This is a genomic window from Burkholderia sp. BCC1640, assembly GCF_902833125.1.
In the GTDB taxonomy this organism is placed as follows: domain Bacteria; phylum Pseudomonadota; class Gammaproteobacteria; order Burkholderiales; family Burkholderiaceae; genus Burkholderia; species Burkholderia diffusa.
The window spans coordinates 17,806-44,739 of the sequence record NZ_CADFEF010000028.1 but is presented as its reverse complement, the minus strand read 5'-3'; the positions used below and the strand labels follow the sequence as shown (position 1 = coordinate 44,739).

General features: G+C 69.3%; 25 protein-coding genes and 1 pseudogene. 9 read left to right on the top strand and 17 right to left on the bottom strand.

The genetic code is table 11. The features are described from left to right. Positions 1-84 precede the first annotated feature (84 nt). Both HWX25_RS25850 and HWX25_RS25845 read left to right on the top strand, forming a co-directional pair. Entirely contained in the window at positions 85-1,281 is a 1,197-nt protein-coding gene (locus HWX25_RS25850) for a serine hydrolase domain-containing protein (RefSeq protein WP_175911241.1), read from the top strand. Further along, positions 1,278-2,516, top strand: a complete 1,239-nt coding sequence (locus HWX25_RS25845; protein ID WP_244138794.1) for an MFS transporter — start codon at positions 1,278-1,280, stop codon at positions 2,514-2,516. The genes HWX25_RS25850 and HWX25_RS25845 overlap by 4 nt, the downstream gene beginning before the upstream one ends. A 13-nt stretch (positions 2,517-2,529) precedes the next feature. Here the strand turns inward: HWX25_RS25845 and HWX25_RS25840 are convergent, their stop codons facing one another. From HWX25_RS25840 to kynB, 7 genes and pseudogenes are all read right to left on the bottom strand, one after another. Beyond that, positions 2,530-3,537, bottom strand: a complete 1,008-nt coding sequence (locus HWX25_RS25840) for a sugar-binding transcriptional regulator (RefSeq protein ID WP_175911239.1) — start codon at positions 3,535-3,537, stop codon at positions 2,530-2,532. A gap of 51 nt (positions 3,538-3,588) precedes the next feature. Then, complete coding sequence (xylB, locus tag HWX25_RS25835) at positions 3,589-5,070, bottom strand: xylulokinase (RefSeq protein ID WP_175911237.1); 1,482 nt, start codon at positions 5,068-5,070, stop codon at positions 3,589-3,591. Positions 5,071-5,196: 126 nt separating this feature from the next. Further along, positions 5,197-6,591, bottom strand: coding sequence for a D-arabinitol 4-dehydrogenase (gene dalD / locus HWX25_RS25830; protein WP_175911235.1), 1,395 nt, complete (start codon positions 6,589-6,591; stop codon positions 5,197-5,199). Positions 6,592-6,778: 187 nt separating this feature from the next. Further along, a pseudogene (locus HWX25_RS25825) lies at positions 6,779-6,886 on the bottom strand (LysR family transcriptional regulator); the annotation flags it as partial. Between the two features lie 231 nt (positions 6,887-7,117). Continuing rightward, positions 7,118-8,044, bottom strand: a complete 927-nt coding sequence (gene kynA / locus HWX25_RS25820; RefSeq protein ID WP_175911290.1) for a tryptophan 2,3-dioxygenase — start codon at positions 8,042-8,044, stop codon at positions 7,118-7,120. 94 nt (positions 8,045-8,138) lie between these two features. After that, the gene (kynU, locus tag HWX25_RS25815; protein ID WP_175911288.1) at positions 8,139-9,389 is read right to left on the bottom strand and encodes a kynureninase; all 1,251 of its coding nucleotides are present in this window, start codon (positions 9,387-9,389) and stop codon (positions 8,139-8,141) included. Between the two features lie 43 nt (positions 9,390-9,432). Continuing rightward, complete coding sequence (kynB, locus tag HWX25_RS25810) at positions 9,433-10,074, bottom strand: arylformamidase (RefSeq protein WP_175911233.1); 642 nt, start codon at positions 10,072-10,074, stop codon at positions 9,433-9,435. 130 nt (positions 10,075-10,204) lie between these two features. Between kynB and HWX25_RS25805 the strand changes: the two genes are divergently transcribed. Further along, a complete protein-coding gene (locus HWX25_RS25805) occupies positions 10,205-10,705 on the top strand; it encodes an Lrp/AsnC family transcriptional regulator (RefSeq protein ID WP_044844460.1) in 501 nt (166 codons plus the stop codon). Here the strand turns inward: HWX25_RS25805 and HWX25_RS25800 are convergent. From HWX25_RS25800 to HWX25_RS25790, 3 genes are all read right to left on the bottom strand, one after another. Beyond that, complete coding sequence (locus HWX25_RS25800; protein WP_175911231.1) at positions 10,692-11,201, bottom strand: flavin reductase family protein; 510 nt, start codon at positions 11,199-11,201, stop codon at positions 10,692-10,694. The two genes, HWX25_RS25805 and HWX25_RS25800, sit on opposite strands and share 14 nt — an antisense overlap. A 274-nt stretch (positions 11,202-11,475) precedes the next feature. Beyond that, the gene (locus HWX25_RS25795) at positions 11,476-12,141 is read right to left on the bottom strand and encodes a hypothetical protein (RefSeq protein WP_175911230.1); all 666 of its coding nucleotides are present in this window, start codon (positions 12,139-12,141) and stop codon (positions 11,476-11,478) included. Continuing rightward, positions 12,138-13,544, bottom strand: a complete 1,407-nt coding sequence (locus HWX25_RS25790; RefSeq protein WP_175911229.1) for a selenium-binding family protein — start codon at positions 13,542-13,544, stop codon at positions 12,138-12,140. Before HWX25_RS25790 ends, HWX25_RS25795 begins: the two co-directional genes overlap by 4 nt. A gap of 559 nt (positions 13,545-14,103) precedes the next feature. Between HWX25_RS25790 and msrA the strand changes: the two genes are divergently transcribed. Then, positions 14,104-14,664 (top strand): peptide-methionine (S)-S-oxide reductase MsrA, encoded by a 561-nt coding sequence (gene msrA, locus HWX25_RS25785; protein ID WP_059527848.1) that lies wholly within the window; start codon positions 14,104-14,106, stop codon positions 14,662-14,664. Positions 14,665-14,718: 54 nt separating this feature from the next. Here the strand turns inward: msrA and HWX25_RS25780 are convergent, their stop codons facing one another. From HWX25_RS25780 to pdxH, 3 genes are all read right to left on the bottom strand, one after another. Further along, positions 14,719-16,035 (bottom strand): DUF72 domain-containing protein, encoded by a 1,317-nt coding sequence (locus HWX25_RS25780; RefSeq protein ID WP_175911228.1) that lies wholly within the window; start codon positions 16,033-16,035, stop codon positions 14,719-14,721. 23 nt (positions 16,036-16,058) lie between these two features. Next, entirely contained in the window at positions 16,059-17,279 is a 1,221-nt protein-coding gene (locus tag HWX25_RS25775) for a cyclopropane-fatty-acyl-phospholipid synthase family protein (RefSeq protein ID WP_059527843.1), read from the bottom strand. Between the two features lie 130 nt (positions 17,280-17,409). Next, complete coding sequence (pdxH, locus tag HWX25_RS25770) at positions 17,410-18,054, bottom strand: pyridoxamine 5'-phosphate oxidase (RefSeq protein ID WP_059527840.1); 645 nt, start codon at positions 18,052-18,054, stop codon at positions 17,410-17,412. Between the two features lie 128 nt (positions 18,055-18,182). On the opposite strand from pdxH, the gene tcdA reads away from it, so the two are divergent. Next, complete coding sequence (gene tcdA / locus HWX25_RS25765) at positions 18,183-19,040, top strand: tRNA cyclic N6-threonylcarbamoyladenosine(37) synthase TcdA (RefSeq protein ID WP_059527837.1); 858 nt, start codon at positions 18,183-18,185, stop codon at positions 19,038-19,040. A gap of 101 nt (positions 19,041-19,141) precedes the next feature. On the opposite strand, the gene trxA is transcribed toward tcdA, so the two are convergent. Together trxA and HWX25_RS25755 are read right to left on the bottom strand one after the other, a co-directional pair. Continuing rightward, entirely contained in the window at positions 19,142-19,990 is an 849-nt protein-coding gene (gene trxA, locus HWX25_RS25760) for a thioredoxin (RefSeq protein WP_175911227.1), read from the bottom strand. A 52-nt stretch (positions 19,991-20,042) separates the two neighbouring features. Next, positions 20,043-20,924, bottom strand: coding sequence for a pirin family protein (locus HWX25_RS25755; RefSeq protein ID WP_175911226.1), 882 nt, complete (start codon positions 20,922-20,924; stop codon positions 20,043-20,045). A 247-nt stretch (positions 20,925-21,171) separates the two neighbouring features. On the opposite strand from HWX25_RS25755, the gene HWX25_RS25750 reads away from it, so the two are divergent. Further along, the gene (locus HWX25_RS25750) at positions 21,172-22,050 is read left to right on the top strand and encodes an EamA family transporter (protein WP_175911286.1); all 879 of its coding nucleotides are present in this window, start codon (positions 21,172-21,174) and stop codon (positions 22,048-22,050) included. Positions 22,051-22,095: 45 nt separating this feature from the next. Here HWX25_RS25750 and HWX25_RS25745 read toward each other — a convergent pair whose 3' ends face one another. Continuing rightward, on the bottom strand, positions 22,096-23,622 hold the full coding sequence (locus HWX25_RS25745) for an N-acetylmuramoyl-L-alanine amidase (protein ID WP_175911225.1): 1,527 nt from the start codon (positions 23,620-23,622) through the stop codon (positions 22,096-22,098). Beyond that, on the bottom strand, positions 23,604-24,155 hold the full coding sequence (gene tsaE, locus HWX25_RS25740; protein WP_175911224.1) for a tRNA (adenosine(37)-N6)-threonylcarbamoyltransferase complex ATPase subunit type 1 TsaE: 552 nt from the start codon (positions 24,153-24,155) through the stop codon (positions 23,604-23,606). Before tsaE ends, HWX25_RS25745 begins: the two co-directional genes overlap by 19 nt. A 17-nt stretch (positions 24,156-24,172) precedes the next feature. Between tsaE and queG the strand changes: the two genes are divergently transcribed. The 3 genes from queG to xerD all read left to right on the top strand — a co-directional run bounded on the left by queG (position 24,173) and on the right by xerD (position 26,907). Next, a complete protein-coding gene (gene queG, locus HWX25_RS25735) occupies positions 24,173-25,408 on the top strand; it encodes a tRNA epoxyqueuosine(34) reductase QueG (protein ID WP_175911223.1) in 1,236 nt (411 codons plus the stop codon). Between the two features lie 63 nt (positions 25,409-25,471). After that, a complete protein-coding gene (locus tag HWX25_RS25730; RefSeq protein ID WP_175911221.1) occupies positions 25,472-25,939 on the top strand; it encodes a methylated-DNA--[protein]-cysteine S-methyltransferase in 468 nt (155 codons plus the stop codon). Next, complete coding sequence (xerD, locus tag HWX25_RS25725; RefSeq protein ID WP_175911219.1) at positions 25,939-26,907, top strand: site-specific tyrosine recombinase XerD; 969 nt, start codon at positions 25,939-25,941, stop codon at positions 26,905-26,907. Before HWX25_RS25730 ends, xerD begins: the two co-directional genes overlap by 1 nt. The last annotated feature ends 27 nt before the right edge of the window (positions 26,908-26,934 follow it).

Here is a 26,934-nt window from a genome sequence, read left to right as displayed (position 1 = left end):
CGGAGTGTCCGGAACTCTAACCCGGTTTTTCTTCCTGCGCCGGTTCCCTACGATGGGCGTTCCTTCTCTCTTCGAGGTCACGCCATGTCATCCCTGCCTGTCTCCGCTCATCGCGCCGAACCGGATGTCGCGCTGCCCGAGCGCCTCGATGCCGCGCTCGACCGCGCGCTGGCCGACGCGCGCGTGGTCGGCGCGGTCGTGCTGGTCGCCCGCGACGGCGAGCTTCGCTACGCGCGCGCGGCCGGTCTCGCCGATCGCGAGGCCGGCACGCCGATGCGGGAGGACACGCTGTTCCGGCTCGCGTCGGTATCGAAGCCGATCGTGACGGCCGCCGCGATGCGGCTGGTCGCGGCGGCACGCATCGAACTCGACGAGCCGGTCGCGCGCTGGCTACCCGCGTTCCGGCCGACGCTGGCCGACGGCACGCCGGCCGACATCACGTTGCGTCATCTGCTGTCGCATACGGCCGGGCTCGGCTATCGCTTCCTCGAAGCCGACGCCGACGGCCCGTATGCGCGTGCCGGCGTGTCCGACGGGATGGACCGCGCGGACCTGTCGCTCGCGGAGAACGTGCGGCGCATCGCAGGCGTGCCGCTGCGGTTCGTGCCCGGCACGTCGTGGGATTACTCGCTCGCGACCGACGTGGTCGGCGCGCTGATCGAGGCGGTTGACGGCAGGCCGCTCGCCGACGCCGTGGCCGCGCACGTCACGACGCCGCTCGGGATGACGGACACCGCGTTTTTCTCACGCGATGCGGCGCGCTTCGCGACGCCGTACGTGAGCACGCCGGGCGCGCCGCGGCGGATGGCCGACGACGATCTCGCGCCGGTGTACGACGGCACGGTCGGCATCCGCTTCGCGCCGGCGCGCGCGTTCGACGCGGCCGCGTGGCCGTCGGGCGGGGCGGGGATGGTCGGCACCGCGCGCGACTGCCTGACGCTGCTCGAGACGTTGCGCACCGGCCGCGACGGCTGGCTCGCGCGCCGCTGGATCGACGAGATGGCGCGTGTGCAGCCGGGCGCGCACGACCTGCCGGACGCGCCGGGATTCGGCTTCGGGCTGGGTCTTTCGGTGCTGCGCGATCCGGCGGCCGCGCAGTCGCCGGAGTCGGTCGGCACGTGGCGCTGGGGCGGTGCATACGGGCATGCGTGGTTCGTCGATCGCGCGGCCGAGCTGACGGTCGTCGCGCTGACCAATACGTTGTACGAAGGGATGCACGGGCGTTTCGTCACCGACGTGCGCGATGCGGTGTACGGCGTCGACGAACGGAGCGCGACATGAGCGAGTGCGTAGCCGTTTCCGATCGCGTGTCCGACCGTATCGCCGACCCGGCGTCCGAATTGTCCGCGCCGGTGCGCGAAGGCTTGCCGGTTGCGAACCTGCTGGCGCTCGCGACCGCCGGGTTCATCACGATCCTCACCGAAGCGTCGCCGGCCGGCCTCCTCCCGTTGATGAGCGTCGACCTGCGCGTGACCGAGGCGCTGATCGGCCAGCTCGTGACCGTCTATGCGCTTGGCTCGATCGTCGCGGCGATTCCGCTCGTCGCCGCGACGCGCGCGATGCGCAGACGCCGGCTGCTGCTCGCGGCGCTCGCCGGGTTCGTCGTGTCGAACGCGCTGACGGCCGCGTCGCCGTACTACGCGCTCACGCTCGCCGCGCGCTTCGTCGCCGGCATGTCGGCCGGGCTGCTGTGGGCGCTGCTGGCGGGCTACGCGAGCCGGATGGTCGACGCTTCGTTGCGCGGCCGGGCGATCGCGGTCGCGATGCTCGGCGCGCCGGTCGCGATGTCGATCGGCATTCCGGCCGGCACCGCGCTCGGCGCGATGTTCGGCTGGCGCGTCGCGTTCGCGGGCATCACGGTCGCGGCGCTCGCGCTGATCGGCTGGATCCGGCTGCGCGTGCCCGACTTTCCGGGGCAGCAGGCCGGCGCGCGCGCGCCGGTGCGCCGCGTGTTCGCGCTGCCCGGCGTGCGGCCGGTGCTGGTCGTGATGTTCGCGTACGTGCTTGCGCACAACATGCTGTACACGTACGTCGCGCCGTTCCTCGCGGGCGTGCGGATGGGCGCGCAGGTCGATGCGGTGCTGTTCGTGTTCGGCGTCGCGTCGCTGGTCGGCATTGCACTGACGGGCGCATGGATCGGCGCCGCGCAGCGGCGGCTGACGCTCGCGAGCATCGCGCTGTTCGCGCTTGCGGCGGCGATGCTCGGCGCCGGGTCCGGCATGACGATCGTGTATGCGGGCGTCGCGCTGTGGGGGCTCGCGTTCGGCGGCGCGCCGACACTGTTCCAGACGGCTGCCGCGAACGCGGCGGGCGACGCGGCCGATGTCGCGCAGTCGATGCTCGTGACGGTGTGGAATCTGGCGATCGCGGGCGGCGGCATCGCGGGCGGGATGCTGCTCGGCGCGACGGGTGCGGGGGCGATTCCGTGGGTGCTCGTCGCGCTGCTGGCGGCGGCGTGGATCGGTGCGTGGCGCGCGCGCCGGCACGCGTTTCCGGCGCCGCGCGCGGCCGCGTGAGCGTTGGGCGGCGTCAGGCCGCCTTCGCCTCGAGTGCCGCGCGCGCGCAGGTCTCGTCGGTGACGAGCCCCGACAGCCAGCCGCCGCGCAGCGCGGCGATCACGGCGTCGCGCTTCTTCGGGCCGCCCGCGAACGCGATCGTCGGGCGCTTCGGCGGCGCGTCGAGCGCGACGCTCGTCACGCGCGCGCTGGTCGACACGTCGACCAGCTTGCCCTGCGCATCGATCGGCACGCCGAGCAGTTCGGCCACCGCGCCGAGCGCGGTCATCTCGTCGCGTTCCTGTTCGGTGATGAAGCCGTCCTCGTAGAGCGGGCAGTGCGGGCCGATGTTGCCGATCCCGACGAACGCGACATCGGCCTGCGCCGACAGCGCGTCGACGATCCGGTACAGCCGGTGATTGCACCATTGCGCGCGCTCGGCGTCGCTGTCGGCGAACAGCGGCGCGGGCAGCAGGAAGTGCTTGCCGCCGGTTTTCTCGGAGATGTACTGCGCGACGTCGTAGCGGTTCGACGAGCCGTCGGCCGCGATCGCGCCGACCATCGACACGAGCCGGTGCTGCGGCCGCTCGATCTGCGCGATCTGCGCGACCGCGGCCTTCAGCGTCCGGCCGCTGCTGACGGCGATCACCATCGGCCGCGTCTCGTTCAGATAGCGCTCCATCACCTGCGCGCCGGCGACCGCGAGCTTGCGGTCGATCGCTTCGGGCGCGTCGGCGTCGACGGGCACGACTTCGCACATCGCGAGCCCGTAGCGCTTCGACAGCTGCGCGCCGAGGTCGAGACAATCGGCGAGCTGATGATCGACGCGCACGCGGATCAGGTTCTTCTCGACCGCGAACGCGACGAGGCGCTGAGCGACCGGGCGCGATACCTGCAGCTTCTCGGCGATTTCGTTCTGCGTGTCGCCCGCGACGTAGTAGAGCCACGCGGCGCGCGTGGCGAGATCGAGTTTTTCTGAGGACTTGGACACGATAGCGGTTCGGTTCGGATCTGGGTCGGCCGTCGGGCGGCGCAACGGCATCCACTGTAACGCATGCCGGATGCGCGGCCGCCGGCCGCTGCGCGTCGCCGCTTACGCGAGCCGCGCGCGCGACGGTTCGTAAAGCGGGCGCACGTGGCGATACAGCGCGCGGAACGCGTCGAGGCGCTCGCGCAGCAGCGCATGGCGGCCGGCATCCGGCGCGTATTCGGCGCGCACCGGCGGCTTGGTCAGCACGGCATGCGGATCGCCGCCGACGGCGAGCCAGCCCAGGCGCGCGGCGCCGAGCGCCGCACCGGTTTCGCCGCCGCCGTGCTGGCACGTGCGCACGTTCAGCGCGTCGGCGATCAGCTGCGCCCAGAACGCGCTGCGCGCGCCGCCGCCGATCAGCGACAGGCGGTCGGTTTCGACGCCGGCCGCATGCAGCGCGTCGAGGCCGTCCGCGAGGCCGAGCGTCACGCCTTCGAGCACCGCGTAGCCGAGGTGCGCGCGTTCGGTCGCATGCGTCATCCCGAAGAACACGCCCTGCGCGTAAGGATCGTTGTGCGGCGTGCGTTCGCCGGACAGGTACGGCAGGAACAGCGGCGCCGTCGCGAGCGCGTCCGCGTCGAGCGCCTCGATTTCGGCGAGCAGCGCCGGCTCGTCCGTGCCCGTCAGCTTGCAGACCCAGCGCAGGCAGCTCGCGGCCGACAGCACGACGCTCATCAGTTGCCAGCGATCGGGAATCGCGTGGCAGAACGCATGCACGGCCGATGCGGAGTTCGGCATGAAGCGGTCGCCGACCACGCTCAGCACGCCCGACGTGCCGAGCGACACGAAGCCGTCGCCCGCGTGGATCGCGCCGATGCCGAGCGCGCTGGTCGCGTTGTCGCCGCCGCCGCCCGCCACCACGACGGCCTCCGACAGCCCGAGCTCGCGCGCGAGATCCGCGCGCAGCGTGCCGGACGGCGCGTTGCCTTCGACGATGCGCGGCATCTGCCCACGCGTCATGTCGCACGCGGCGAGCAGCGCGTCGGACCAGTCGCGGCGCGCGACGTCGAGCCACAGCGTGCCGGCCGCGTCGGACGGGTCGGACACCTTCGCGCCGGTGAGACGGAAACGCAGGTAGTCCTTCGGCATCAGCACGCACGCGGTCGCCGCGAACACGTCGGGCTCGTGCTTCGCGACCCACAGCAGTTTCGGCGCGGTGAAGCCTGGCATCGCCAGGTTGCCGGCGAGCGCGTGCAGATCGGGGGCGCGTTCGGTGAGCAGCGCGCATTCGTCGGCGCTGCGCATGTCGTTCCACAGGATCGCGGGGCGCAGCACGCGGTCGTCGCGGCCGAGCAGCACCGCGCCGTGCATCTGGCCCGACAGGCCGATCCCGCGCACCTGCGCGAATGCGTGCGGATGCCGCTCGCGCAGCGCCGCGAGCGCGGCGAGCGTGCCGCGCCACCAGTCGTCCGGATGCTGTTCCGCCCAGCGCGGGTGCGGCCGCGACACGCTGAACGGCGTGCCCGCGGTGCCGACCACCGTGCCATCCGGGGCAAGCAGCAGCACCTTCACTTCCGAGGTGCCGAGGTCGATGCCGAGATACATGAGCGATCCGTTCCGTCAGTGAGGAGCCGCTACTTTAGCCGCACGCACGCGCACCTGCCAACGCAGGTTCGCCCGGATGCGCGGCCGCTCGCGGCGGCCGGTTGCGAGGCTGTCGGCCGTCGCGCGTCAGCGCTGCGCGAGCCATGCGTCGACGCGTGCGAGCCCGGCGCGCAGCGCGTCGAACAGCGCCGCGTTGCCGGCGAGCGAGCCCCACAGCGCGCGGCTCGCGCACAGCGCGACGACCGGGTCGTCGGCTTCGACGATCGCGCGCGCGGCGCCGTCGTCCATCACGCCGTCCTGGTACGCATACGGCAGCAAGCCGCGCGCCCAGCGTTCGAGAAAGCGCAGGAACAGCGCCGGCAACACGGCGGTCGCGACCGGCGCCGCGCCGCGTGTGAGCGATTCGGCGAGCGTCGGCGCGATGAAGCCGGGAATCTTCGAGAAGCCGTCGGCCGCGACGCGCTGGTTCGTGTCGAGCACGTACGGGTTGCCGAAGCGTTCGAGCACGACGTCGCGGTAGCGTCCGAGATCGAGCGGGCTCGGGCTGAGACACGGGATCACGTCCTGCGTCACGTAGTCGTGCGCGAACCGGCGGATCGCCGCGTCGTGCGTGCCCTCGTGGATGTACGTGTAGCCCGTGAGCGTGCCGGCCCACGCGATGCAGCTGTGCGTCGCGTTGAGGATGCGGATCTTCGCTTCCTCGTACGGGTGCACGTCGTCGACCAGCTCCGCGCCGGCCAGCTCCCAGCGCGGCCGGCCGGCCGCGAAGCGGTCCTCGATCACCCACTGGATGAACGATTCGCCCATCACGGGGCATGCGTCGTCGACGCCGGTGGCCGCGCGCACGCGTTCGCGCACGTCGGCCGTCGGGCGCGGCGTGATGCGGTCGACCATCGCGCTCGGCGTCGCGACGTTCGCATCGAACCATGCGAGCAGGCCGTCCTCTCCGCGCCGTTCGAGAAATTCGCGCATGCCCGCGCGAAAGCGCGCGCCGTTGTTGCGCAGGTTGTCGCAGCTCTGCAGCGTGAGCGGGCCCGCGCCGCGCTTCACGCGCTCGACGAGCAGCGCCGCGAGCGCGCCGTACAGCGTCGTGCGCGCGCCCTGCAGGTCGGCCGCGAGATCGGCGTTCGCGAGGTCGAGCCGGTTGTGTTCGTCGAGGTAGTAGCCGCCTTCGGTCACGGTGAACGACACGATCCGGCAGGCCGGGTCGGCGCCGGCGTCGATCAGCGCGGCGAGGTCGATCGACCACGGCAGCACGCGCGAGATCGCGCGGACCGTCTCGTATGCGCGTTCGCCCTGCGGCGTGACGGTTTCGAGCGTGTACGCGCCGTGCTGCGCGGCGAGCGCGTCCATCGTCGCGCGCATGTCGTCGCGGATGTTGCCGACGGTCAGCGACCAGCGTTCGTCGGCCGGCACGGCCGCGTTCACGCGATGCAGATACCACGCCTGGTGCGCGCGGTGGAACGAGCCCGCGCCGATGTGCAGCAGCACGGGCGCGCGGGCGGAGGACGATTCGCTCATCCGGTGTCTCCTGTTCGTGCCAGTCTTTCCTGTCGAATACGATCATTTGCTCTTTGTGTGAGCGAATGATCGTATTCGGGCGAGCGAAAGTCAAGGCGGGGACACGGCATTTCGATGGTGCGCTGCGGCGGCGCGCGCGGCGGGCGCGCACGGCGGCGCGAATGCGGGGCGCGAAGGGGGGGCGGTATCAGCGCCCTTCGCGCGTGAGCGCGACGAGTTCGTCGAGCAGCTTGCCGGCCGGCCCCGGCAGGATCCCATGGTGGTGGTCGCGGAACGCGGCAGACGTGCGTGCCACGGCGAGACGCTTCGGCGTGTGACCGAACGCGTCTCGACGCGATGTCGAAAAGGGCGAGCCGGCGCGTATGGAAGCCAGCACGTCTGCGGTCGAACGATTGTGCGGTGCCGCAACGAAATGGCTATGCGCTCGCCAGCGGAACGTCGGAGTCTCGTCGGTGTCGGCGCGCGTGCGCCGGACAAAATGGCCCGCACGTCGTCGTGACGCGCGGGCGCATGATGCACGAGCGCGTTACAGCGTGGTTCGCACGTGCCAGAGCTCGGGGAACAGCACGACGTCGAGCATCTTGCGCAGATACGGCGCGCCGCTCGTGCCGCCGGTGCCCTGCTTGAAGCCGATGATGCGCTCGACGGTCGTCACGTGACGGAAGCGCCACTGGCGGAACGCGTCCTCGAGATCGACGAGCTCCTCGGCCATCTCGTAGAGCTCCCAGTGCTGCTGCGGGTGACGGTAGACCTCGAGCCACGCGGCTTCGACGGTTTCGTCGTGCCGCATCGGCTGCGTCCAGTCGCGCTCGAGCCGCTCGGGTGCGATCGGGAAACCGCGCCGCGCGAGCAGGCGCACGACCTCGTCATAGAACGACGGCGCCTCGAGCGTCGCGCGCACCTGTTCGAGGATGTCGGGCCGGTGCGCATGCGGCTGCAGCATCTGCACGTTCTTGTTGCCGAGCAGGAATTCGAGCTGCCGGTACTGATACGACTGGAAGCCCGACGACTGGCCGAGGTACGGCCGCATCGCCGAATACTCGGACGGCGTCATCGTCGACAGTACGCTCCACGCCTGCACGAGCTGCTCGAGAATGCGCGACACGCGCGCGAGCATCTTGAACGCGGGCGGCAGCGCGTCGCCGCGCACCGCGTCGAGCGCGCCGCGCAATTCGAACAGCGCGAGCTTCATCCACAGCTCGCTCGTCTGATGCTGGATGATGAACAGCATCTCGTTGTGATCGGGCGACAGCGGATGCTGCGCGTCGAGGATCGAATTCAGCGACAGGTAGTCGCCGTAGCTCATCGACTTCGAGAAATCGAGCTGCGCGTTGTGCCAGCCGGCTTCGCCCGAGGCATCGCCCGGCACGTGCGGTGCTTCGTGTGCCGGTTGGGTCGCGCGTGCGCCCGAGAACGGGCAGCCCGCCGGCGCATCGTCGCCGGGTGGCTGCATATGACCAGAATTCACGACTCTCTCCAGAATTGAATGACGGGGGCGCGGCGCGCAATCCGCATGTCATCGCGGCGCGCGCCGGCCAAAAAGCCGGTCAGGTCACCGCGCCGCGCTCGGCGAACTCGGGCGCCTTCCACGCATCGGTGGCCAGGATGTCGCGCAGCGTCTCGACGGCATCCCACACGTCGACGAAGCGCGTATAGAGCGGCGTGAAGCCGAAGCGCAGCACATACGGCTCGCGGTAGTCGCCGATCACGCCGCGCGCGATCAGCGCCTGCATCACCTCGTAGCCGTGCGGATGCTCGAAGCTCGCCTGCGAGCCGCGCTGGTGAGGCGCGCGCGGCGTGACGAGCTTCAGCGACAGGCCCGCGCAGCGTGCCTCGACGAGCGCGATGAACGCATCGGTCAGCGCGAGCGACTTGCGGCGGATCGCGTGCATGTCGGTCTGCAGGAACACGTCGAGCCCGCATTCGACCATCGACATCGACACCATCGGCTGCGTGCCGCAGAGGAAGCGCGCGATGCCCGGATCGGGCGCGAAGTCCGGCTGCATCGCGAACGGCGCGCGATGGCCCCACCAGCCCGACAGCGGCTGCGAGAAGTGCGCATGATGACGGTGCGGCACCCACACGAACGCCGGCGAACCGGGGCCGCCGTTCAGATACTTGTACGTGCAACCGACCGCGCCGTCCGCACGCGCGCCGTTCAGGTCGACCGGCACCGCGCCGGCCGAATGCGCGAGATCCCACAGCATCAGCGCGCCCGCGTCGTGCACGAGCTGCGTGACGGCCGGCATGTCGTGCATGTAGCCGGTGCGGTAGTTCACGTGCGTGATCATCGCGACGGCCGTGTCCGCGCCGAGCGCGTCGGGCAGGTCCGCCGGATCGTCGATCAGGCGCAGTTCATAGCCGCCGCCGAGCTGTTCGATCAGCCCTTGCGCGATGTACAGGTCGGTCGGGAAGTTCGAGCGCTCCGACACGATCACGCGGCGTTCCGGCGCGCGCTCGGCCTGATGGCGCAGCATCGCCGACAGCAGCTTGAACAGGTTGATCGAGATGGTGTCGGTCACGACGGTCTCGCCGGGGGCACCGCCGATCAGCGTCGCGAGCTTGTCGCCGAGGCGGCGCGGCAGCGCGAACCAGCCGGCGGTGTTCCAGCTGCGGATCAGGCCTTCGCCCCATTCGGCGCCGATCACCTGTTGCGCGCGGGCGGCCGACGCGCGCGGCTGCGCGCCGAGCGAGTTGCCGTCGAGATAGATCACGCCGTCGGGCAGCGCGAACTGGTCGCGCAGCGGGGCGAGCGGGTCGTCGCGGTCGAGGGCGAGCGCGTCTTCACGGGTCTTGATCATGATGTCGGGTCAGTGGTTCTCGGGTCAGTGGTTCGGTGAATCAGGAGGATCGGCCGGGCAGCGCGCGCAGCACCGCACGCACGGGGCTCGCGTCGAGCGTCGCGAACTTCAGCGGCAGCGCGATCAGTTCGTAGTCGCCGGGCGGCACGTCGTCGAGCACGATCCCTTCGAGGATCGCCATCCGATGCGCGCGCACGCGGTGATGCGCATCCATGGTCTTCGACTCCTGCGGGTCGAGCGACGGCGTGTCGATGCCGATCAGCTTCACGCCGCGCGCGGCGAGCAGGTCGACGGTTTCGGGCGCGACCGCGCAGAAGCCGCTGTCCCATTGCTCGACGCTGGCGCGCGCATAGGTGCGCAGCAGCACGCGCGGCGGCACGCCGTCCAGCGCGGCGTCGAGGTCGGCCGGGCGCACGACCGGCGACGCGCCGATGCAGTGGATCACGCGGCACGGGCCGAGATAGGTGTCGAGCGGCACCGCGCCGATCGGTGCGCCGTCGGCGTCGTAGTGGAGCGGCGCGTCGCAGTGCGCGCCCGTGTGCGGCGACAGCGTCAGACGCGCGACGTTGACCGGCGAGCCGGCCTCCATCCGCCAGACGCGTTCGACGGAAACCGGCGTGTCGCCCGGCCACACGGGGGTGGCGGGGCTGACGGGTGGCGAGATGTCCCAGAGTGTGTCCATGGCATGACGAAGCGGTGAATCGATGCTTCGAATGATAGGTGGACGCTCGCAGAAAGTGCTTGCGAAATAAACATGGACAATCCGCCCGATTGGCAGATAATTCGACTCAGAGGGAAAACGGGGACCAAAAATGCACGCGATCACGCTCGATGCCACCGACTGCCGGATTCTGGCGGTACTGCAGGAGGAGGGCAGAATCAGCAATCTCGACCTGGCGGAACGGATATCGCTTTCGCCGTCCGCCTGTCTGCGCCGGATGCGCCTGCTCGAGGAGCAGGGCGTGATCGAGCACTATCGCGCGTGCCTGAGCCGCGAGAAGCTCGGCTTCGAGCTCGAGGCGTTCGTGCAGGTGTCGATGCGCAACGAAGAGAATCAATGGCACGAGCGCTTCGCGGAAGCGCTGCGCGAATGGCCGGAGGTGGTCGGCGCGTTCGTCGTGACGGGCGAGAGCCACTATCTGCTGCGGGTGCTCGCGCACAACCTCAAGCACTACTCGGATTTCGTGCTGAACCGGCTCTACAAGGCGCCGGGCGTGATGGACATCCGTTCGAACATCGTGCTGCAGACGCTGAAGGACGAAGCGGGCGCGCCGGTCGGGCTGGCGCGCATGGGGGCGATCAAAGCGGTGTGAGGCCGTGGAAGCCGCCGCCGTGGAACACGAGCGGTGCTGCGGCATCCGACGCGGCCCGCACGCCGCAGCGTTCCACTTCGCCGACGAAGATCACGTGGTCGCCTTCGTCGTAGCGGCTGCGGTTATGGCATTCGAACCACGCGAGCGCGCCGTCGAGCACCGGCATGCCCGAGTTGCCGGCCGCGTGCGCGATCCCTTCGAAGCGGTCGCCCTTGTAGGTCGAGAAGCGCTTGCACAGGTCGAGCTGTGACGCCGCGAGCACGTTCACCACGTAATGGCTGTTGTTGCGGAACACCGCGGTCGACGCCGATTTGTGCGCGAGGCTCCACAGCACGAGCGGCGGGTCGAGCGATACCGAGTTGAACGAACTCGCGGTGATGCCGATCAGCTGCCCGGACGGGGCACGCGTCGTGATGACAGTGACGCCGGTCGCGAACTGCCCGAGCGCCTGGCGAAAGGCGGCCGAGTCGAAATCCGGCGGGGTGGCGTGGTTCATCGGGCTGCCATCCGGAACGAAACGGACGGGCGCGGCGCGCGGCGGATGCAACGGGCGCGGCGGACGAAAGGCGACAAGGCCAGGGCGGTCGGTTGGGAAGTGGTGCGCATGGCCCGATTTTAGCGGAATCGCGACCGCCGGACCCGTGCGGACGGCGCATCGCGGGGCGAGCGTGAGGTAGCGAACACTGTCGCGCGGCGCCGGCGCCATGCTGGAATGGTCGTTCTCGCGCTTTTCGTTGCGCGTCACACGAGGTCGCTCCCCGAGCCGGGCGCTAGGCCGTCGCCGCCAGCCCGAGCGACAGCGCACCCGTCAGGATCAGGCTGGACGCCCACACCGCATCGAGATTGAACCAGCTCCGCGCGACGAACTTCAGCCCGAGATAGCGGTACACGAGCCACGCGAGCACGCCGCCTGCGCCGATCATCGCGGCCGCGTGCACGGCCGCGACGACGAGCGCCATCCCGAGATGCGCATCGACGAGCGTGGCCGCCGCGCGATGGCCGGCGTCCCGGTCGAGCCCGCAGAGCCCGAGGTAAATCGGCACCAGCATCAGCCCCGCACCGTGCGCGAGCGCAACCGCAAACGACCACAGGCCGAGCCGCGCGGGCGGAATCCGCGCGAGCGCACGCGGATGCCGCCGCCGGATCAGCAGCACCACGCCGAAGCCGATCACGAGCGCGCTCGCGCCGATCCGGATCGCCGACTGCCACACAAGCAGTGCGGCAAGCAGCCCGAACGGCAGCATCACCATGAATACCGCGAGCGCGTGGCCGAGCGCGAGATAGCCGAGCGCGGCGACGAGCGCGCCGTCGCGGCGCGTCATCAGCGCGTTCGACACCGCGAGCGGCCAGCCCATCGCCGGATTGAGCCCGTGATAGACACCGCTCGCGAGCACGGCCGCCCACAGCGCGAGCGGCGCGGAGAGGCCTGCGCTCAACGCTTGACCGACGGATAGCAGAACGAGTCGGTCGAGCAGTCGCCGCCTTCGAGCCGGATCTGGTGCGCGCGATAGCCGTCGGGGAACTCGACCCAATAGTCGTCGGCGAGCGTCAGCCCGCCGTCCGGCCCCGCATGCGCGAGCACCTGCGCGGCCGGCACGCCGTCCGGATAGAACTGGTCGTCCCACGTCGAGTAGAGCGAGTTGGTCCAGTACACGCGGCGGCCGTCGCGGCTGATTTCCACCATCTGCGGGCCGCCGGCGAACGCGCGGCCGTTCGTGTGCGGCGCGCGGCGCACGATCCCGCCGATACGCACCGACCCCGCGAGCACCGGGTGATGCGGATCCGACACGTCGTACTGGCGCATCTCGCCGGTGCCCCAGCACGACACGTACAGGAAGCGGTCGTCGAGCGACAGGTCGATGTCGGTCACGAGCGGCGGCACCGCGCCGAAACCCTTGAGCAGCGGCGGCAGTTCGTCTGCCGCGGCCGGTTCGGGCGGAATCGTCGCGGTCTTCTTCACATGAAACTGGCCGTCCTCGCGCCACCAGGTCCAGATCGATCCTTCGAGAGTGGTCGTGTCGACCACGACGCCGACGAAACCGTATTCGCGTACCGGATCGTGCGCGGGCCGCACCTCGAGCGCCATCTGGTGATGCGCGCCGAGATCGATCGTCTGCACGTTGCGCCGCGCGCGCAGGTCCCAGAAATGCAGCCGGTGGCCGTAGCGGTTCGCGAGCAGGTCTTCCGGCACGATGCCGTTCTCGAATTGCGGCGGCAGCGCCCATTCGCTCGACACCATGTAGTCGCGCGGCAGGTTCCACCAGAAGTCGTAATGCTTGTCCTGCGGGCCACGGTCGATCTCCCAGCGGCCGAGCACGTCGAACGTCTCGCAATCCATGATGAAGATGCCGGGCGTGCCGTCGGTGCCGTCCTTGCCCGCACCGCCGAGCGTGCTCACGTAAATGCCTTCGGGGCCGCAATGAACCGTATGCGGCCGCGAATAGCCGGTCTTCGCGAGCACCTCCTCGGGCTCGATGATCTTGTGGATGCGCGCCTGCGTCGGGTGCGGCTTCGTGTCGATCACGTAGATCCGCGACGAACGCAGGCCCGGGATGATCAGGAAGCGGCGCTCGAGGAACGCGTGGCCGGTCAGCGGCGACAGCGACGACGAACACGCATTCCAGCCGAAGTGGTGGAATTCGTCGCCGGTGTTCGGCATCGTCACCGTGTGCACGATCTTGCCGTAGGTCGTCGAGCCGGGTTTCACGTCGATCACGGCGAGCGCGTCGGGTCTGGAAAAATCGGGGCTCAGCAACAACGTATAGGCAAATTCCTCCGCCGGCGCCTGCATCGCAAGCTCCGGCGAAGCGTGAAATGTCGGGTCAGGCCGCATGCTCATCGTAGTGCCTCTTTCGGTCGTATCGGATCACGGGCGCACGGACGTTCGCTGCGAACGTGCGGGTCGAACGGGTTGCGTGACGGGTGCGCACTGGCGGCCTCGCGCGATTGGAGGACGCGCGGCGCGATGCATCAGGTCGGGAAAGGTGGGAAACGTGGTGCGCCGGATCGCCGCGCACGCAGCGCAACGGGCGCACGGCGGCGCGAGGGCGCGGTGAAAGCGCCGGCGGTCGGGCCCGCGATGCGGGCGAATTCTGCTGAGGCGTGCATATCGATGTTCCGGCGGATGATGTTGGCATCAGGACGGGCATGCATCGGACGCTGCGCGCAGCCGGACGGTGTGCCGTCACGGCGAAGCGTGCCTAAGTGTAGACGAGAAACGCGCGGCCGGTGGTGCGTGGCACGCATGCGGTTCTGCCGGATTCGCGCACGAGTGAGATACTTGAACGCTGCCGCTGCGCATCGGGCAACCGGGCCGCAGCCGGGCAGCGGAGATAAGGACCGGCGATGCCCGCGCGCGCCCGCGTGCCGGCCGTCGTCATCAACGAGGTAATGATTTCATGGTGAACGAGATGCTTGAAACCGCGACTGTTGGCGGCGGGTGCTTCTGGTGCACGGAGGCCGTGTTTCTCGACGTCGACGGCGTGACGGCCGTCCAGTCGGGCTATGCAGGCGGCCATACGCGCAATCCCGGCTATCGCGACGTATGCGACGGCGATACCGGTCACGCGGAGGTCGTGAACGTGACGTTCGATCCGGCGCGCATCGGTTATCGCGAGATCCTCGAGATCTTCTTCGCGACGCACGATCCGACCCAGCTGAACCGCCAAGGCAACGACGTCGGCACGCAATACCGTTCGGTCGTGTTCACGCATTCGGACGCGCAGCGCGACGTCGCGCTCGACGTGATCCGCGAACTGGAGCGCGAGCAGGTGTTCGGGCAGCCGATCGTCACGCAGGTCGTGCCGCTCGACGACAACTACTGGCCGGCCGAGGACTATCACCAGAACTATTACGCGCGCAATCCGGGGCAGGGCTACTGCTCGGTCGTGATCGGGCCGAAGCTCGCGAAATTCCGCCAGAAGTTCTCGCACCGGCTGAAGTCGCTGCGCGGCGCGTAATCGATTTTCCGGCGCGGTTCGCCGGCGCGCAAACGGCGCCCGCGCCCGCGATGCTTACGCCGCCTCGCTGCGCCAGTGCGCGCACGCGGCGGCGATCTCGCGCGCGAGCGCGAGGCACGACAGCGGCGCGGAGCCTTCCGCCTTGTTGTTGATCGTGATGATCACGGGCTGTCCGGCCAGCGCGTAGCGCGCGGCCAGCTCGGCGAGCGCCGAGCGCGTGGCGGGATCCTCGTCGACGAGCTTGTCGAACGGCTCGTATTTCGCTTTGGCCTGTTCGTACCTGAAGCCGCCATGCAGGCTCCAGCGCACGATCAGCGGGCCCGGCGCGTCGCCGTCGAGCAGCGCGAGCGCGGCTGCCTGGCGCAGCGGGTCGGGCATCCGCGCATGCAGGCCGACGCAGTAGCGCACGCCGAGCGCCGCGAGCGCGCGGATGAAGCGCGGCGTGAGCAGGCTCGCGTCGCGGATCTCGATCGCGTAGCGCGTGCCGTCGGCGTCCGGCGGCAGCGTCGGCAGCGCCGCGAAGAACGCCGACAGCCGGTCGATCAGCGCGGCCGGTTCGGCGAGCAGTTGATCGGGCATCGGAGAAAACTGGAACACCAGCACGCCGGCCTTCCTGCCGAGCCCTTCGAGGCACGGCTGCACGAATTCGCGAGTGGCGAGCTGCGCGTCGAGAAAGGTCGGGTTCGGGCCCGACGGCTCGCCGCGCCGGCCGCGCACGACCGCATCGGTGACGGACGCCGGCGCCTTCACGACGAAGCGGAAGTCGTCCGGCACCTGTTGCGCGTAGCGCAGGTAGTCGGCCACCGACAGCGGCCCGTAGAACGACCGGTCGAGGCTCACGCTCTTCAGCAGCGGATGTGCGCCGTACGCCTCGAGCCCCTCGCGAGACAGCTTCGTCTGCGCGAAATCGCCGTCGTAGACGATGCCGTCCCAGCCGGGGAAATACCACGACGACGTGCCGAGCCGCACGTTCGGCGGCAGCGCGGCCGCGGCGGCGGCGACTTCCGCGGAAACCGGTGCGGGCGGCACGCCGCGCCGACGCCGGGCCTTCTTCGGCGGCGTGGCCGGCGGCGGTTCGTCCCACAGCATGCCGGAGGCGGGCGGCGGTTCCGGTTCCTGGTCGGCGGGAAGGCGGGGCGATGCACGGCCCGCGCGTGCGGGCGACTTTGCCGGTCGCGCGGTGTCGTGTTCGTCAGGCGTCGCGCGATCGCCGGCGCCTGCGGGGTTGTCGTCGTCCGCGGGCGCGGACGCGCGCGCGTCGTCGGGCGACGCGCCGAACAGGTCGAACTGCCCGTCGGCGTGCGACTCGTCCGGTTCGTCGCGCTGCTGTCGTTGCGTCGGCGTGCTGCGCCGCGTCCTGCCGTCACCCATGCATGCCCAGCGTGAAGTGCCGCCTAGCGCGGCAGCGTGTGTTCGTACATGTAGCGGCGCGACCACGGCAGCGTTTTCGCGCTGCGTCCGGCCTTGCGGCACACGATCTGGAAGATCGACACGTCGTCGTGCTCGAACGCATACGCGCAACCGGCGAGATACACGCGCCAGATGCGGAATTTTTCGTCGTCAACGAGCGTGCGCGCCTCTTCCGCCTTCGCCTCGAAATTCTCGGTCCAGATTTCGAGCGTGCGCGCATAGTGCCGCCGCAGGCTTTCGACGTCAATCGCCTCGAGCCCGCCGCGCTGCGCCGCTTCGAGCGCGAGGCTGATGTGCGGCAGCTCGCCGTCCGGGAACACGTAGCGGTCGATGAATTCGCCGCCGCCGAGCGCCGTTTCGCCGCTTTCCGCGTCAGTCGACGTGATTCCGTGGTTCATCGCGATGCCGTCGTCGGTGAGCAGATCGTGCACGCGCGAGAAATAGAGCGGCAGGTTCTTGCGGCCGACGTGCTCGAACATCCCGACGCTCGTGATGCGGTCGAACTGTCCCTCGATCTCGCGGTAGTCCTGCAGGCGGATCTCGATCTTGTCCTCGAGCCCGGCGGCTTTCACGCGCGCGGTCGCGAGATCGAACTGGTTCTGCGACAGCGTCACGCCCAGGCACGTCGCGCCGAACTTCTGCGCGGCGCGCAGCACGAGCGCGCCCCAGCCGCAGCCGATGTCGAGCAGGCGCTGGCCGGGCTCGAGCTGGATCTTGGTCAGGATGTGGTCGATCTTCTTGATCTGAGCGGTCGAGAGATCCTCGTCGCCGTTCTCGAAGTACGCGCACGAGTACACCATGTTTTCGTCCAGCCACAGCTGGTAGAACGCGTTCGAGACGTCGTAGTGATACTGGATCGCCTTCCTGTCGGTGTTTTTCGTGTGATTGAAGTAGCGCTTCACGCGCGCGAGCTTGCTTGCGCTGGTGACCGTGCTGCGCGCGAGCGAGTAGCTGATGTTGATGATGTCCGACAGCCTGCCCTCGATGTCGATCTTGCCCTTCACGTACGCCTCGCCGAGATTGTCGAGGCTCGGTTCGAGCAGGAGCGGCAACGCCGACGCGCTGTTGACCTTCAGCGTGACCTGCGGCGCGCTGAAGGTGCCGAAATCGAGTTGATCGCCGTTCCACAGCACGAGTCGCGCCGGTATGTTCGCTTTCGCCCGTACTTCGTCCGCCCACTGTGCCAGCTTCTTTTCCCAGAACATTTGGATTCTCCGTTTGTTCGTTGAATCGAATACAGCCAAGTATCTTGACCGGCGCCCACGCCTTGCGACGCGGGCGCCCGGATGCAACACGAGACACGGCCGGCGCGCGCCGGCACTGCGGCAGCCGCGCTTACGGCGACAGGCGCGAGATCGTCCAGCCCGACCCTGCCGCGGCGTCGCGCGTATAGAGCAGGCGGTCGTGCAGCCGCGACGGGCGGCCCTGCCAGAATTCGATCGCGTCGGGCACGACGCGGTAACCGCCCCAGTGCGGCGGGCGCGGCGGGTTCTCGCCGTAGCGTTCGGTCACGGCCTTTTCGCGCGCTTCGAGCGTCGCGCGGCTGTCGATCACGGCACTCTGCTCGGACGCCCACGCGCCGATGCGCGAGCCGAGCGGGCGCGACGCGAAATAGCGGTCGCTTTCGTCGGCGCTGGTTTTCTCGATCCGGCCTTCGATGCGCACCTGGCGCTCGAGCTCGATCCAGTAGAACAGCAGCGCCGCATGCGGATTGGCGGCGAGATCGCGGCCCTTGCGGCTTTCGTAATTGGTAAAGAAGACGAACCCGCGTTCGTCGACACCCTTGATGAGCACGATTCGGGCCGACGGCCGGCCGTCGTCGCCGACGGTGGCGAGCGTCATCGTGTTGGGCTCGGGGAGCTTGGCGGCGAGCGCCTCCTTGAACCAGCGATCGAACTGGGCGAAGGGGTTGGGGGCGGCATCGGCTTCGTCGAGCGAAGCACGCGAATAATTGATGCGGAGATCGGCGAGAGTCGTCATGTTATGCAAACGCTTCAATCTGGGGCCAGTATAGCGAACGCGCGAGAATCGTGCGTGCACAGGGACGCGTGTCGGCGGGGAGTTCAGGCAAAATAGAGGGCTGCACGACTTACGTTTTCCTTGCTGCCATGTCCGCTGCCGACACTGCCCCGCACAGTTCCTCTGATCTTACCCCGAGCCCGACAATCCAGCTTGACGTGGATCGCGAGCGCCGCTTCGGCGGCATCGCGCGCTTGTACGGCGCCCCCGCGCTCGCCGCGTTCGAACGCGCGCACGTCGCCGTGATCGGCATCGGCGGCGTCGGGTCGTGGACGGCCGAGGCGCTCGCGCGCAGCGCGATCGGCACGCTGACGCTGATCGACCTCGACAACGTCGCGGAAAGCAATACGAACCGGCAGATCCACGCGCTCGACGGCAATTACGGCAAGCCGAAGGTCGACGCGATGGCCGAGCGGATCGCGCTGATCGATCCCGCGTGCCGTGTGAACCGGATCGAGGATTTCGCGGAACCCGACAACTTCGACGCGCTGCTCGGCGGCGGCTTCGACTACGTGGTCGACGCGATCGACAGCGTGCGCACGAAGGTCGCGCTGATCGCGTGGTGCGTCGCAAAAGGGCAGCCGCTCGTCACGGTCGGCGGCGCGGGCGGGCAGCTTGACCCGACGCGTATCCGCATCGACGATCTGGCGCTGACGATCCAGGATCCGCTGCTGTCGAAGGTGCGCGCGCAGCTGCGCAAGCAGCACGGCTTTCCGCGCGGGCCGAAGGCGCGTTTCAAGGTGAGCGCCGTGTATTCGGACGAGCCGCTGATCTATCCGGAAGCGGCCGCGTGCGACATCGAGGACGGCGCGGAGCCGTCCGCCGCCGCGCATGTCGCGGGGCTCAACTGCGCGGGGTTCGGTTCGAGCGTATGCGTGACCGCGAGCTTCGGCTTCGCGGCCGCCGCGCATGCGCTGCGGGCAGTCGCGGCGCGCGCAGCGGGCTGATCGGCGAGCAGATCGACACGCGGAAGAATGTCGCGGCGCGGCAGGCCTGCCGCGCGCGAAATGCGATTCGGCCGGGCCATCGCGGCCCGGCCGGTCGTTCGTCAGTTGAGCGCCATGCTCAGCTTGCGCCGCCATGCGGCGACGAGTTCGGGGCGATCGCCCGCCAGCTCGAACACCGAGATCATCGTGCGGCGGCCGAGGTCGTCGCCATACGCGCGGTCGCGCAACACGATTTCCAGCAACTGCTCGAGCGCACCTTCGTATGCGCGTCGCGCGATCAGACTCTGCGCGAGGTCGAAGCGTGCGTCGAGATCGGCGGGATTCGCCGCGATGCGCGCTTCGAGCGCGTCGGTCGGCGGCAGGTCGGCCGTCGCGTCGAGCGCGTCGAAACGGGTCTTGATCGCCTGGTAGCGCGGATCGCCGCTCTGTACCGTCTGCGGCGACAGGCGCTCGGCCTCGGCGCGCGCGGCGTCCACCTGATTGTTCGCGAGCAGCAGTTCGATCAGGTCGAGCCGTGCGTCGTCGAAGCCCGGATTCAGCGCGAGCGCCGCTTCGAGGTGGGTCAGCGCATCGTCGTAGCGCGATTCGGCGATCGCGTCTTGCGCGGCGCGGCGCTCGGCTTCGTCGGGCGCCGGCAGCAGCCGGTCGAGGAATGCGCGCAACTGGCCTTCCGGCAGCACGCCGATGAACTGGTCGACGGGACGCCCGTCGGCGAACGCGATCACGTGCGGGATGCTGCGCGTCTGGAAGTGCGCGGCGAGTTCCTGGTTCTCGTCGACGTTCACCTTCACGAGCTTCCAGCGGCCTTCGTAGTCGGCTTCGAGCTTTTCGAGCAGCGGACCGAGCGTCTTGCAGGGGCCGCACCACGGCGCCCAGAAGTCGACCAGCACGGGCGTGTCCAGCGACGCCTCGATGACGTCTTTCTCGAAAGTGGCAAGCGTGGTGTCCATGTCGTTCTCTTCCGTTCGAATGTCGTCAGGATGGGGGCAGCGTGCCCCTTTTTCAACGCGGCTTCGATTCGGGCAGCGGAATCCACTCGGTTTCGCCGGGCACCTTGCCCATTTCCTGGTTCGTCCACGCCTGTTTCGCGCGCTCGATCGCGTCGCGGCTGCTGGCGACGAAGTTCCATTCGATGAAGCGCTCGCCGTCGATCTTCGCGCCGCCCAGCAGCATCGCGCGCGCGCCGCCGTCGCTCGCGAGCGTGACGGTGGCGCCAGGCGCGAGCACGGCCATCTGCTCGGCCGGCACCGACGTGCCGTCGATCGAGAGGTCGCCGTCGACCACGTAGACCGCGCGCTCCTCGTGCGATGCGTCGAGTTCGAAACGGCCGCCGGCCGCGAATTCGGCGGCCACATACAGCGTGCGCGAGAACGTCGTGACGGGCGAGCGCAGGCCGAACGCGTCGCCGGCGATCACCGTCAGCGACACGCCGTTCTCGTCGCGCTTGGGCAGCGTGTCGGCCGCATGGTGCTCGAACGACGGCTCGGTGGTCTCGTGGGCGACGGGCAGCGCGACCCAGGTCTGGATCCCGTGCACCGTGTGGCCGCTCGCGCGCTGAGCGTCGGGCGTGCGCTCCGAATGGACGATGCCGCGACCGGCCGTCATCCAGTTCACGTCGCCCGGCACGATCTCCTGCAGCGAGCCGAGGCTGTCGCGGTGCAGGATCGCGCCGTCGAACAGATAGGTGACGGTGGCGAGCCCGATGTGCGGGTGCGGGCGCACGTCGAGCCCGGTGCCGGCCGGCAGCGTCGCGGGCCCCATGTGATCGAAGAAGATGAACGGACCGACGAGGCGCGCGGCGAGCGCGGGCAGCGTGCGGCGCACCTGCAGGTTGCCGATGTCGCGAACATGCGGCTTGAGCAGGGCTTTGATCGAATCGGTCATGGCGGGCCTCGTGGGCAACGGCTGGAATGCCGGTCATTGTACTGGCGGCGCGGTGGCGACGCGCGCGTCGGGGGCGCGTGCGAAATGACTCCCCCGCGATGCGGACGTGCGGGCACGCGTCGTGCGGCCGCCATGTCGTTGCCCGTCGCCGATTCCATGCGCGCCGCGCGGGTATCGGGCCGCACGGCGAAATTGGGTAGACTGAGCGGCTTCAGGAAACCATCCGACAATTGAGGAGACGCCGATGATGGCTCCGAAGGACTTGCTGCTCGCGCTGGTCGTGATCCTGGCGTGGGGCGTGAACTTCGTCGTGATCAAGGTCGGCCTGCACGGCATGCCGCCGATGCTGCTCGGCGCGCTGCGCTTCACGCTCGCGGCGGTGCCCGCGGTGTTCTTCGTGCGCCGGCCGCAGATTCCGTGGCGGATGCTGATCCTGTACGGCGCGACGATCCAGCTCGGCCAGTTCGCGTTCCTGTTCACTGGCATGTATGTCGGCATGCCGGCCGGCCTGGCGTCGCTCGTGCTGCAGTCGCAGGCATTTTTCACGCTCGTGTTCGCGATGGTGTTTCTGGGCGAGCGGCTGCACGTGCAGAACCTGATCGGGCTCGCGATCGCCGCGGGCGGGCTCGTGGTGATCGCGGCGCAGGGCGGCCGCGCGATGACGCTCGCGGGCTTCCTGCTGACCATCTGCTCGGCGGCGATGTGGGCGTTCGGCAATATCGTCACGAAGAAGGTCGGCAAGGCCAATCTGGTGTCGCTCGTCGTGTGGGCGAGCCTCGTGCCGCCCGTGCCGTTCTTCCTGCTGTCGCTCTGGTTCGAGGGGCCGCAGCGGATCGGCGCCGCGATGGCCGGGCTCGACGGCGCGTCGATCTTCGCGGTCGTCTATCTCGCGTTCGTCGCGACGCTCGTCGGCTACGGCCTGTGGAGCCGCCTGATGTCGCGCTATCCGGCCGCGCAGGTCGCGCAGTTCTCGCTGCTGGTGCCGGTCGTCGGGCTGGCGTCGTCGGCGCTGCTGCTCGACGAGCATCTGACGGACGCGCAGCTGATCGGCGCCGCGCTCGTGATGGGCGGGCTCGCTGTGAACGTGTTCGGCGGAAAGCTGGTGCGCCGCTTCGCGGCGTCGTGACGCGCCGGCACGCAGCGCGTGCCGGCGGCGGGGAAGGGCGGCCGGTCAGGCCATCCGGTTCTTCGCGAGCGGCGGATTCGCGGCGAAGTAACGCTTGATGCCGCGGAAGATCGCGTCGGCCATCTCGTCGCGATAGCTGTCGTCGTTGAGCCGGCGTTCTTCGTCAGGGTTGCTGATGAACGCGGTCTCGACGAGGATCGACGGAATGTCGGGCGCCTTCAGCACCGCGAACCCGGCCTGCTCGACCGAGCCCTTGTGCAGCTTGTTGATGCCACCGACTTCCTTCAGCACGTAGTTGCCGTAGCGCAGCGAATCGCGGATCTGCGCGGTCGTCGACATGTCGAACAGCGCGCGGCTGACTGCCGCGTCCTGTGTCTTGATGTTGATGCCGCCGATCAGGTCGGACGAGTTCTCCTTGTTCGCGAGCCACCGTGCCGCGGCGCTCGACGCGCCGTGATCGGACAGCGCGAACACCGACGAGCCGCGCGCGGACGGCGTCGTGAATGCATCGGCGTGGATCGACACGAACAGGTCGGCGCCGACGCGGCGCGCCTTCTGCACGCGCACGTTCAGCGGCACGAAGAAATCCGCGTCGCGCGTCATCATCGCGCGCATGTTCGGCGCGCCGTCGATCTTCGCGCGCAGCTTCTTCGCGATGTCGAGCGCGATGTGTTTTTCGTACGTGCCGCCGCCGCCGATCGCGCCCGGATCCTCGCCGCCGTGGCCCGGATCGATCGCGACCGTCAGCAGGCGCACGGTGCCGCCCTTGCCCGATTTCGGCGCGGTGAACTTGTAGGTGTCGCCGTCGTCTTCGCTGTCGTCGCGGCGTGCGATGACGGGCGGCGGCTTGACGGCCGGCTTCGCGGGCGCCGAAGGTGTCGCGGCGGCCGGCGGCGTGCGCGGGGTGGTCGGCGTGTTCTGCGCGAAGCGCTGGAAGAATGCGTCGCTGTTGTCGCCCGCGGCGGGTGGCGGCGCGGCGGGGCCCGCGAGCGCGGTCGGCGGCTGCACCTGCTGCGCGCGCGCGCTGTCGTTGAGCGCCTGCTCCTTGCGCTCCGTCTGCGCGATCAGGTCGGTCAGCGGATCGGGCGCGACGGCCGGATACAGGTCGAACACGAGCCGGTACTTGTAGGTGCCGACCGGCGGCAGCGTGAACACCTGCGGCTTCACCGAGCCTTTCAGGTCGAACACCATCCGCACGACGTGCGGTTGATACTGGCCGACGCGCACCGACTGGATCTGCGGATCGTTCGGCGCGATCTTCGACACGAGGTCGCGCAGCGCCTGGTCGAGATCGAGCCCGTTCAGGTCGACGACGAGCCGGTCGGGACCCTGCAACAGCTGTTGGCTATTCTGCAGCGGCTGGTCGGATTCGATCGTGACGCGCGTGTAATCGCGCGCGGGCCACACGCGCACGCCGAGCACCGACGACGCGTGCGCGAGCCGCGGCACGGCGAGACCGAGCACCAGCGTCGACGCGCCCGCGCGCAGGATCTGACGGCGCCGCCAGTTGTGCGTCGCGGTGGCCGCCGATTCGATCGAGCGGAACGGTTTGATCAACATCTTTCGAGACATGCCTTTCCTGAAGCGCTGAACGCCCGGACGGTGAGGGCGCGGCCGTCGCCATCCACGTCGAGCGAGAAAACCAGATCGGGCACGCCGAGCAGGGTGCCCGCCTGTTGCGGCCATTCGACGAGGCAGATCGCGCTGGAATTGAAATATTCGCGAAAGCCGGCGTCGGACCATTCGGCCGGATCGTTGAATCGATACAGATCGAAGTGATAGACCTCAAGTTCCCCATCGTCGCGTGCGAATGCGTATGGTTCGACGAGCGTGTAGGTCGGGCTGCGCACGCGCCCCGGGTGGCCGAGGCCGCGCAGGATCGCGCGCACGAGGGTCGTTTTGCCCGCGCCGAGGTCGCCGATCAGCTGGATCTGCAACCCGTCGAACGCGTGTTCATGGGCGAGTTCGCTGCGTGCCGCGTCGAGCGCGTGCGCGAAGCGGGTGCCGAAGGCCTCGGTCGCCGCTTCGTCGGCGAGTGCGATCACGCGCTCCGCGAGCGGGACGGGCAGCGTGTCGGCATGAGGCGTATGGGGCGTGGCTGGCATTCTCGTAAAATAGTGCGATGAACCGATTACCGGAACTCGCCGCATCCGACAGACCTTCGACACGTGCCGAAGGCGCGACGCCATGCGCGCTCGATGATGCGACGTTGACAGCGCTCGCCGCGCGCATCAGGGCGTGGGGGCGCGAATTGGGTTTCGGGGCGATCGGCATCAGCGATACCGATCTCTCGGATGCCGAAGCGGGCCTCGCCGCCTGGCTGGAAGCCGGGTACCACGGCGAAATGGATTATATGGCGAAACACGGGATGAAACGCGCGCGGCCGGCCGAACTTGTGGCCGGTACGCGACGCGTGATCTCGGCGCGACTCGCCTATCTGCCGGCCGAAACGCTCGCCGTCGACGCACCCGACGCGTCATCCGGTGCGCTCGTGCCGCACGACTGGCGCGCACGCGAGCGCGCGCGTCTCGACGATCCGCAGGCGGCCGTCGTGTCGATCTACGCGCGCGGCCGCGACTATCACAAGGTGCTGCGCAACCGGTTGCAGACGCTCGCGGAGCGCATCGAGCGCGAGATCGGCGCATTCGGCTACCGCGTGTTCACCGACTCGGCGCCGGTGCTCGAGGTCGAGCTCGCGCAGAAGGCCGGCGTCGGCTGGCGCGGCAAGCACACGTTGTTGCTGCAGCGCGACGCGGGTTCGCTGTTCTTCCTCGGCGAAATCTATGTCGACGTGCCGCTGCCGACCGACGCGCAAACCGCGCCCGACGTCGCGCCCGAGACGCCCGGCGCGCACTGCGGCAGTTGCACGCGCTGCATCGGCGCGTGCCCGACCGGCGCGATCGTCGAACCGTATCGCGTCGACGCGCGCCGTTGCATTTCCTACCTGACGATCGAACTGAAAGGCAGCATTCCGGAGCCGCTGCGGCCGATGATCGGCAACCGCGTATACGGCTGCGACGACTGCCAGCTCGTGTGCCCGTGGAACAAGTTCGCGCAGGCCGCGCCCGTCGCCGATTTCGACGTGCGGCACGGGCTCGACCGCGCGACGCTCGTCGAGCTGTTCGGCTGGGATGCCGACGCGTTCGACACGCGGATGCAAGGCAGCGCGATCCGGCGCATCGGATACGAAAGCTGGCTGCGCAATCTCGCGGTCGGGCTGGGCAATGCGTTGCGCGCACCGGCCGACCGGCTCGCGCCCGATGCGCGCGACGCGATCGTCGCCGCGTTGCGTGCACGGGCCGACGATCCGTCGCCGGTCGTGCGCGAGCATGTCGAATGGGCGCTGCGTGCCGCATGAAGGCGGCGTAAAGTGTCGTCGGCGCGCGGCGGCGCCGCGCGTTTCACCGGTGAGGAGAAGCTCATGTTCAACGCAGTCATCGACGCACCGTTCGGCAAGGTCGGCATTCGCACCGATGCCGCGGTGGTGCGCGAGATCGTCTATCTGCCCGAGTCGGTCAAATCGGTCGATCCGGACTCGCCGCTCGCGACGCGCGCGGTCAAGCAGATCGAACGTTATTTCGAGCGCGCGTCGGCGCGTTTCGACCTGCCGCTCGCCGACGTCGGCAGTGCTTTCCAGCATCGCGTGTGGAACGTGATCAGCGACATTCCGCCGGGCACGGTGCAGACCTACGGGCAGGTCGCGAAGCGGATCGGCAGCGCGCCGCGCGCGGTCGGCCAGGCGTGCGGCGCGAACTATTTCCCGCTCGTGATTCCGTGCCATCGCGTCGTGGCGGCAGGCGGCCTCGGCGGCTTCGCGAACCACGACGACAATGGCTATTACCAGAAAGTGAAGCGCTGGCTGCTGGCGCACGAAGGCGTGCCGTACTGATGAGTGAACCCTTGCTTTCCCCCGATCCCGACCCCGCGCCCGACGCCAATGGCGACGAGGCCGCGGCATCGCCCGCGCTGCTCGCGAGCCGCGCGTCGATCGACGTGTTCTGCGACGCGCTGTGGCTCGAACACGGGCTCGCGCGCAACACGCTCGATGCGTACCGGCGCGATCTGATGCTGTTTTCGCACTGGCTGGCCGCGACGCACGACGCGTCGCTCGACTCGGTCGACGAAGCGATGGTGACCGGCTACATCGCCGCGCGCAGCGACGGCAAGGCGACGTCGTCGAACCGGCGGTTGTCGGTGTTCCGTCGCTATTACGGCTGGGCCGTACGCGAGCATCGCGCGAGCGCGGACCCGACGCTGCGGATCACCTCGGCGAAACAGGCCGCGCGGTTTCCGTCGACGCTGTCCGAGGCGCAGGTCGAAGCGCTGCTCGGCGCGCCCGACATCGGCACGCCGCTCGGCCTGCGCGATCGCACGATGCTGGAGCTGATGTACGCGAGCGGGCTGCGCGTGAGCGAACTCGTCACGCTGAAGACCGTCGAGGTCGGGCTCAACGAGGGCGTCGTGCGGGTGATGGGCAAGGGCTCGAAGGAACGGCTCGTGCCGTTCGGCGAAGTCGCGCACGGCTGGATCGAGCGCTACCTGCGCGACGCGCGGCCCGCGCTGCTCGGCGCGCGCGCGGCCGACGCGCTGTTCGTGACCGGACGCGGCGACGGGATGACGCGCCAGCAGTTCTGGAACATCATCAAGCGCCATGCGCAGCAGGCCGACGTGCGCGCGCACCTGTCGCCGCATACGCTGCGGCACGCATTCGCGACGCATTTGCTGAACCACGGCGCCGACCTGCGCGTCGTGCAGTTGCTGCTCGGCCACAGCGACATCTCGACCACGCAGATCTACACGCACGTCGCGCGCGAGCGGCTGAAGACGCTGCACGCGCAGCACCACCCGCGCGGCTAGCGCGGGCCACACGCGGGATGCAGCCCG

Bases quoted from the DNA above. Each gene is read 5' to 3' on its own strand.
- HWX25_RS25850 (WP_175911241.1), top strand. From the start codon at position 85: ATGTCATCCCTGCCTGTCTCCGCTCATCGCGCCGAACCGGATGTCGCG.
- HWX25_RS25845 (WP_244138794.1), top strand. From the start codon at position 1,278: ATGAGCGAGTGCGTAGCCGTTTCCGATCGCGTGTCCGACCGTATCGCC.
- HWX25_RS25840 (WP_175911239.1), bottom strand. From the start codon at position 3,537: ATGCCGTTGCGCCGCCCGACGGCCGACCCAGATCCGAACCGAACCGCT.
- xylB (WP_175911237.1), bottom strand. From the start codon at position 5,070: ATGTATCTCGGCATCGACCTCGGCACCTCGGAAGTGAAGGTGCTGCTG.
- dalD (WP_175911235.1), bottom strand. From the start codon at position 6,591: ATGAGCGAATCGTCCTCCGCCCGCGCGCCCGTGCTGCTGCACATCGGC.
- kynA (WP_175911290.1), bottom strand. From the start codon at position 8,044: ATGCAGCCACCCGGCGACGATGCGCCGGCGGGCTGCCCGTTCTCGGGC.
- kynB (WP_175911233.1), bottom strand. From the start codon at position 10,074: ATGGACACACTCTGGGACATCTCGCCACCCGTCAGCCCCGCCACCCCC.
- HWX25_RS25805 (WP_044844460.1), top strand. From the start codon at position 10,205: ATGCACGCGATCACGCTCGATGCCACCGACTGCCGGATTCTGGCGGTA.
- HWX25_RS25800 (WP_175911231.1), bottom strand. From the start codon at position 11,201: ATGAACCACGCCACCCCGCCGGATTTCGACTCGGCCGCCTTTCGCCAG.
- HWX25_RS25790 (WP_175911229.1), bottom strand. From the start codon at position 13,544: ATGAGCATGCGGCCTGACCCGACATTTCACGCTTCGCCGGAGCTTGCG.
- msrA (WP_059527848.1), top strand. From the start codon at position 14,104: ATGGTGAACGAGATGCTTGAAACCGCGACTGTTGGCGGCGGGTGCTTC.
- HWX25_RS25780 (WP_175911228.1), bottom strand. From the start codon at position 16,035: ATGGGTGACGGCAGGACGCGGCGCAGCACGCCGACGCAACGACAGCAG.
- HWX25_RS25775 (WP_059527843.1), bottom strand. From the start codon at position 17,279: ATGTTCTGGGAAAAGAAGCTGGCACAGTGGGCGGACGAAGTACGGGCG.
- pdxH (WP_059527840.1), bottom strand. From the start codon at position 18,054: ATGACGACTCTCGCCGATCTCCGCATCAATTATTCGCGTGCTTCGCTC.
- tcdA (WP_059527837.1), top strand. From the start codon at position 18,183: ATGTCCGCTGCCGACACTGCCCCGCACAGTTCCTCTGATCTTACCCCG.
- trxA (WP_175911227.1), bottom strand. From the start codon at position 19,990: ATGGACACCACGCTTGCCACTTTCGAGAAAGACGTCATCGAGGCGTCG.
- HWX25_RS25755 (WP_175911226.1), bottom strand. From the start codon at position 20,924: ATGACCGATTCGATCAAAGCCCTGCTCAAGCCGCATGTTCGCGACATC.
- HWX25_RS25750 (WP_175911286.1), top strand. From the start codon at position 21,172: ATGGCTCCGAAGGACTTGCTGCTCGCGCTGGTCGTGATCCTGGCGTGG.
- HWX25_RS25745 (WP_175911225.1), bottom strand. From the start codon at position 23,622: ATGTCTCGAAAGATGTTGATCAAACCGTTCCGCTCGATCGAATCGGCG.
- tsaE (WP_175911224.1), bottom strand. From the start codon at position 24,155: ATGCCAGCCACGCCCCATACGCCTCATGCCGACACGCTGCCCGTCCCG.
- queG (WP_175911223.1), top strand. From the start codon at position 24,173: ATGAACCGATTACCGGAACTCGCCGCATCCGACAGACCTTCGACACGT.
- HWX25_RS25730 (WP_175911221.1), top strand. From the start codon at position 25,472: ATGTTCAACGCAGTCATCGACGCACCGTTCGGCAAGGTCGGCATTCGC.
- xerD (WP_175911219.1), top strand. From the start codon at position 25,939: ATGAGTGAACCCTTGCTTTCCCCCGATCCCGACCCCGCGCCCGACGCC.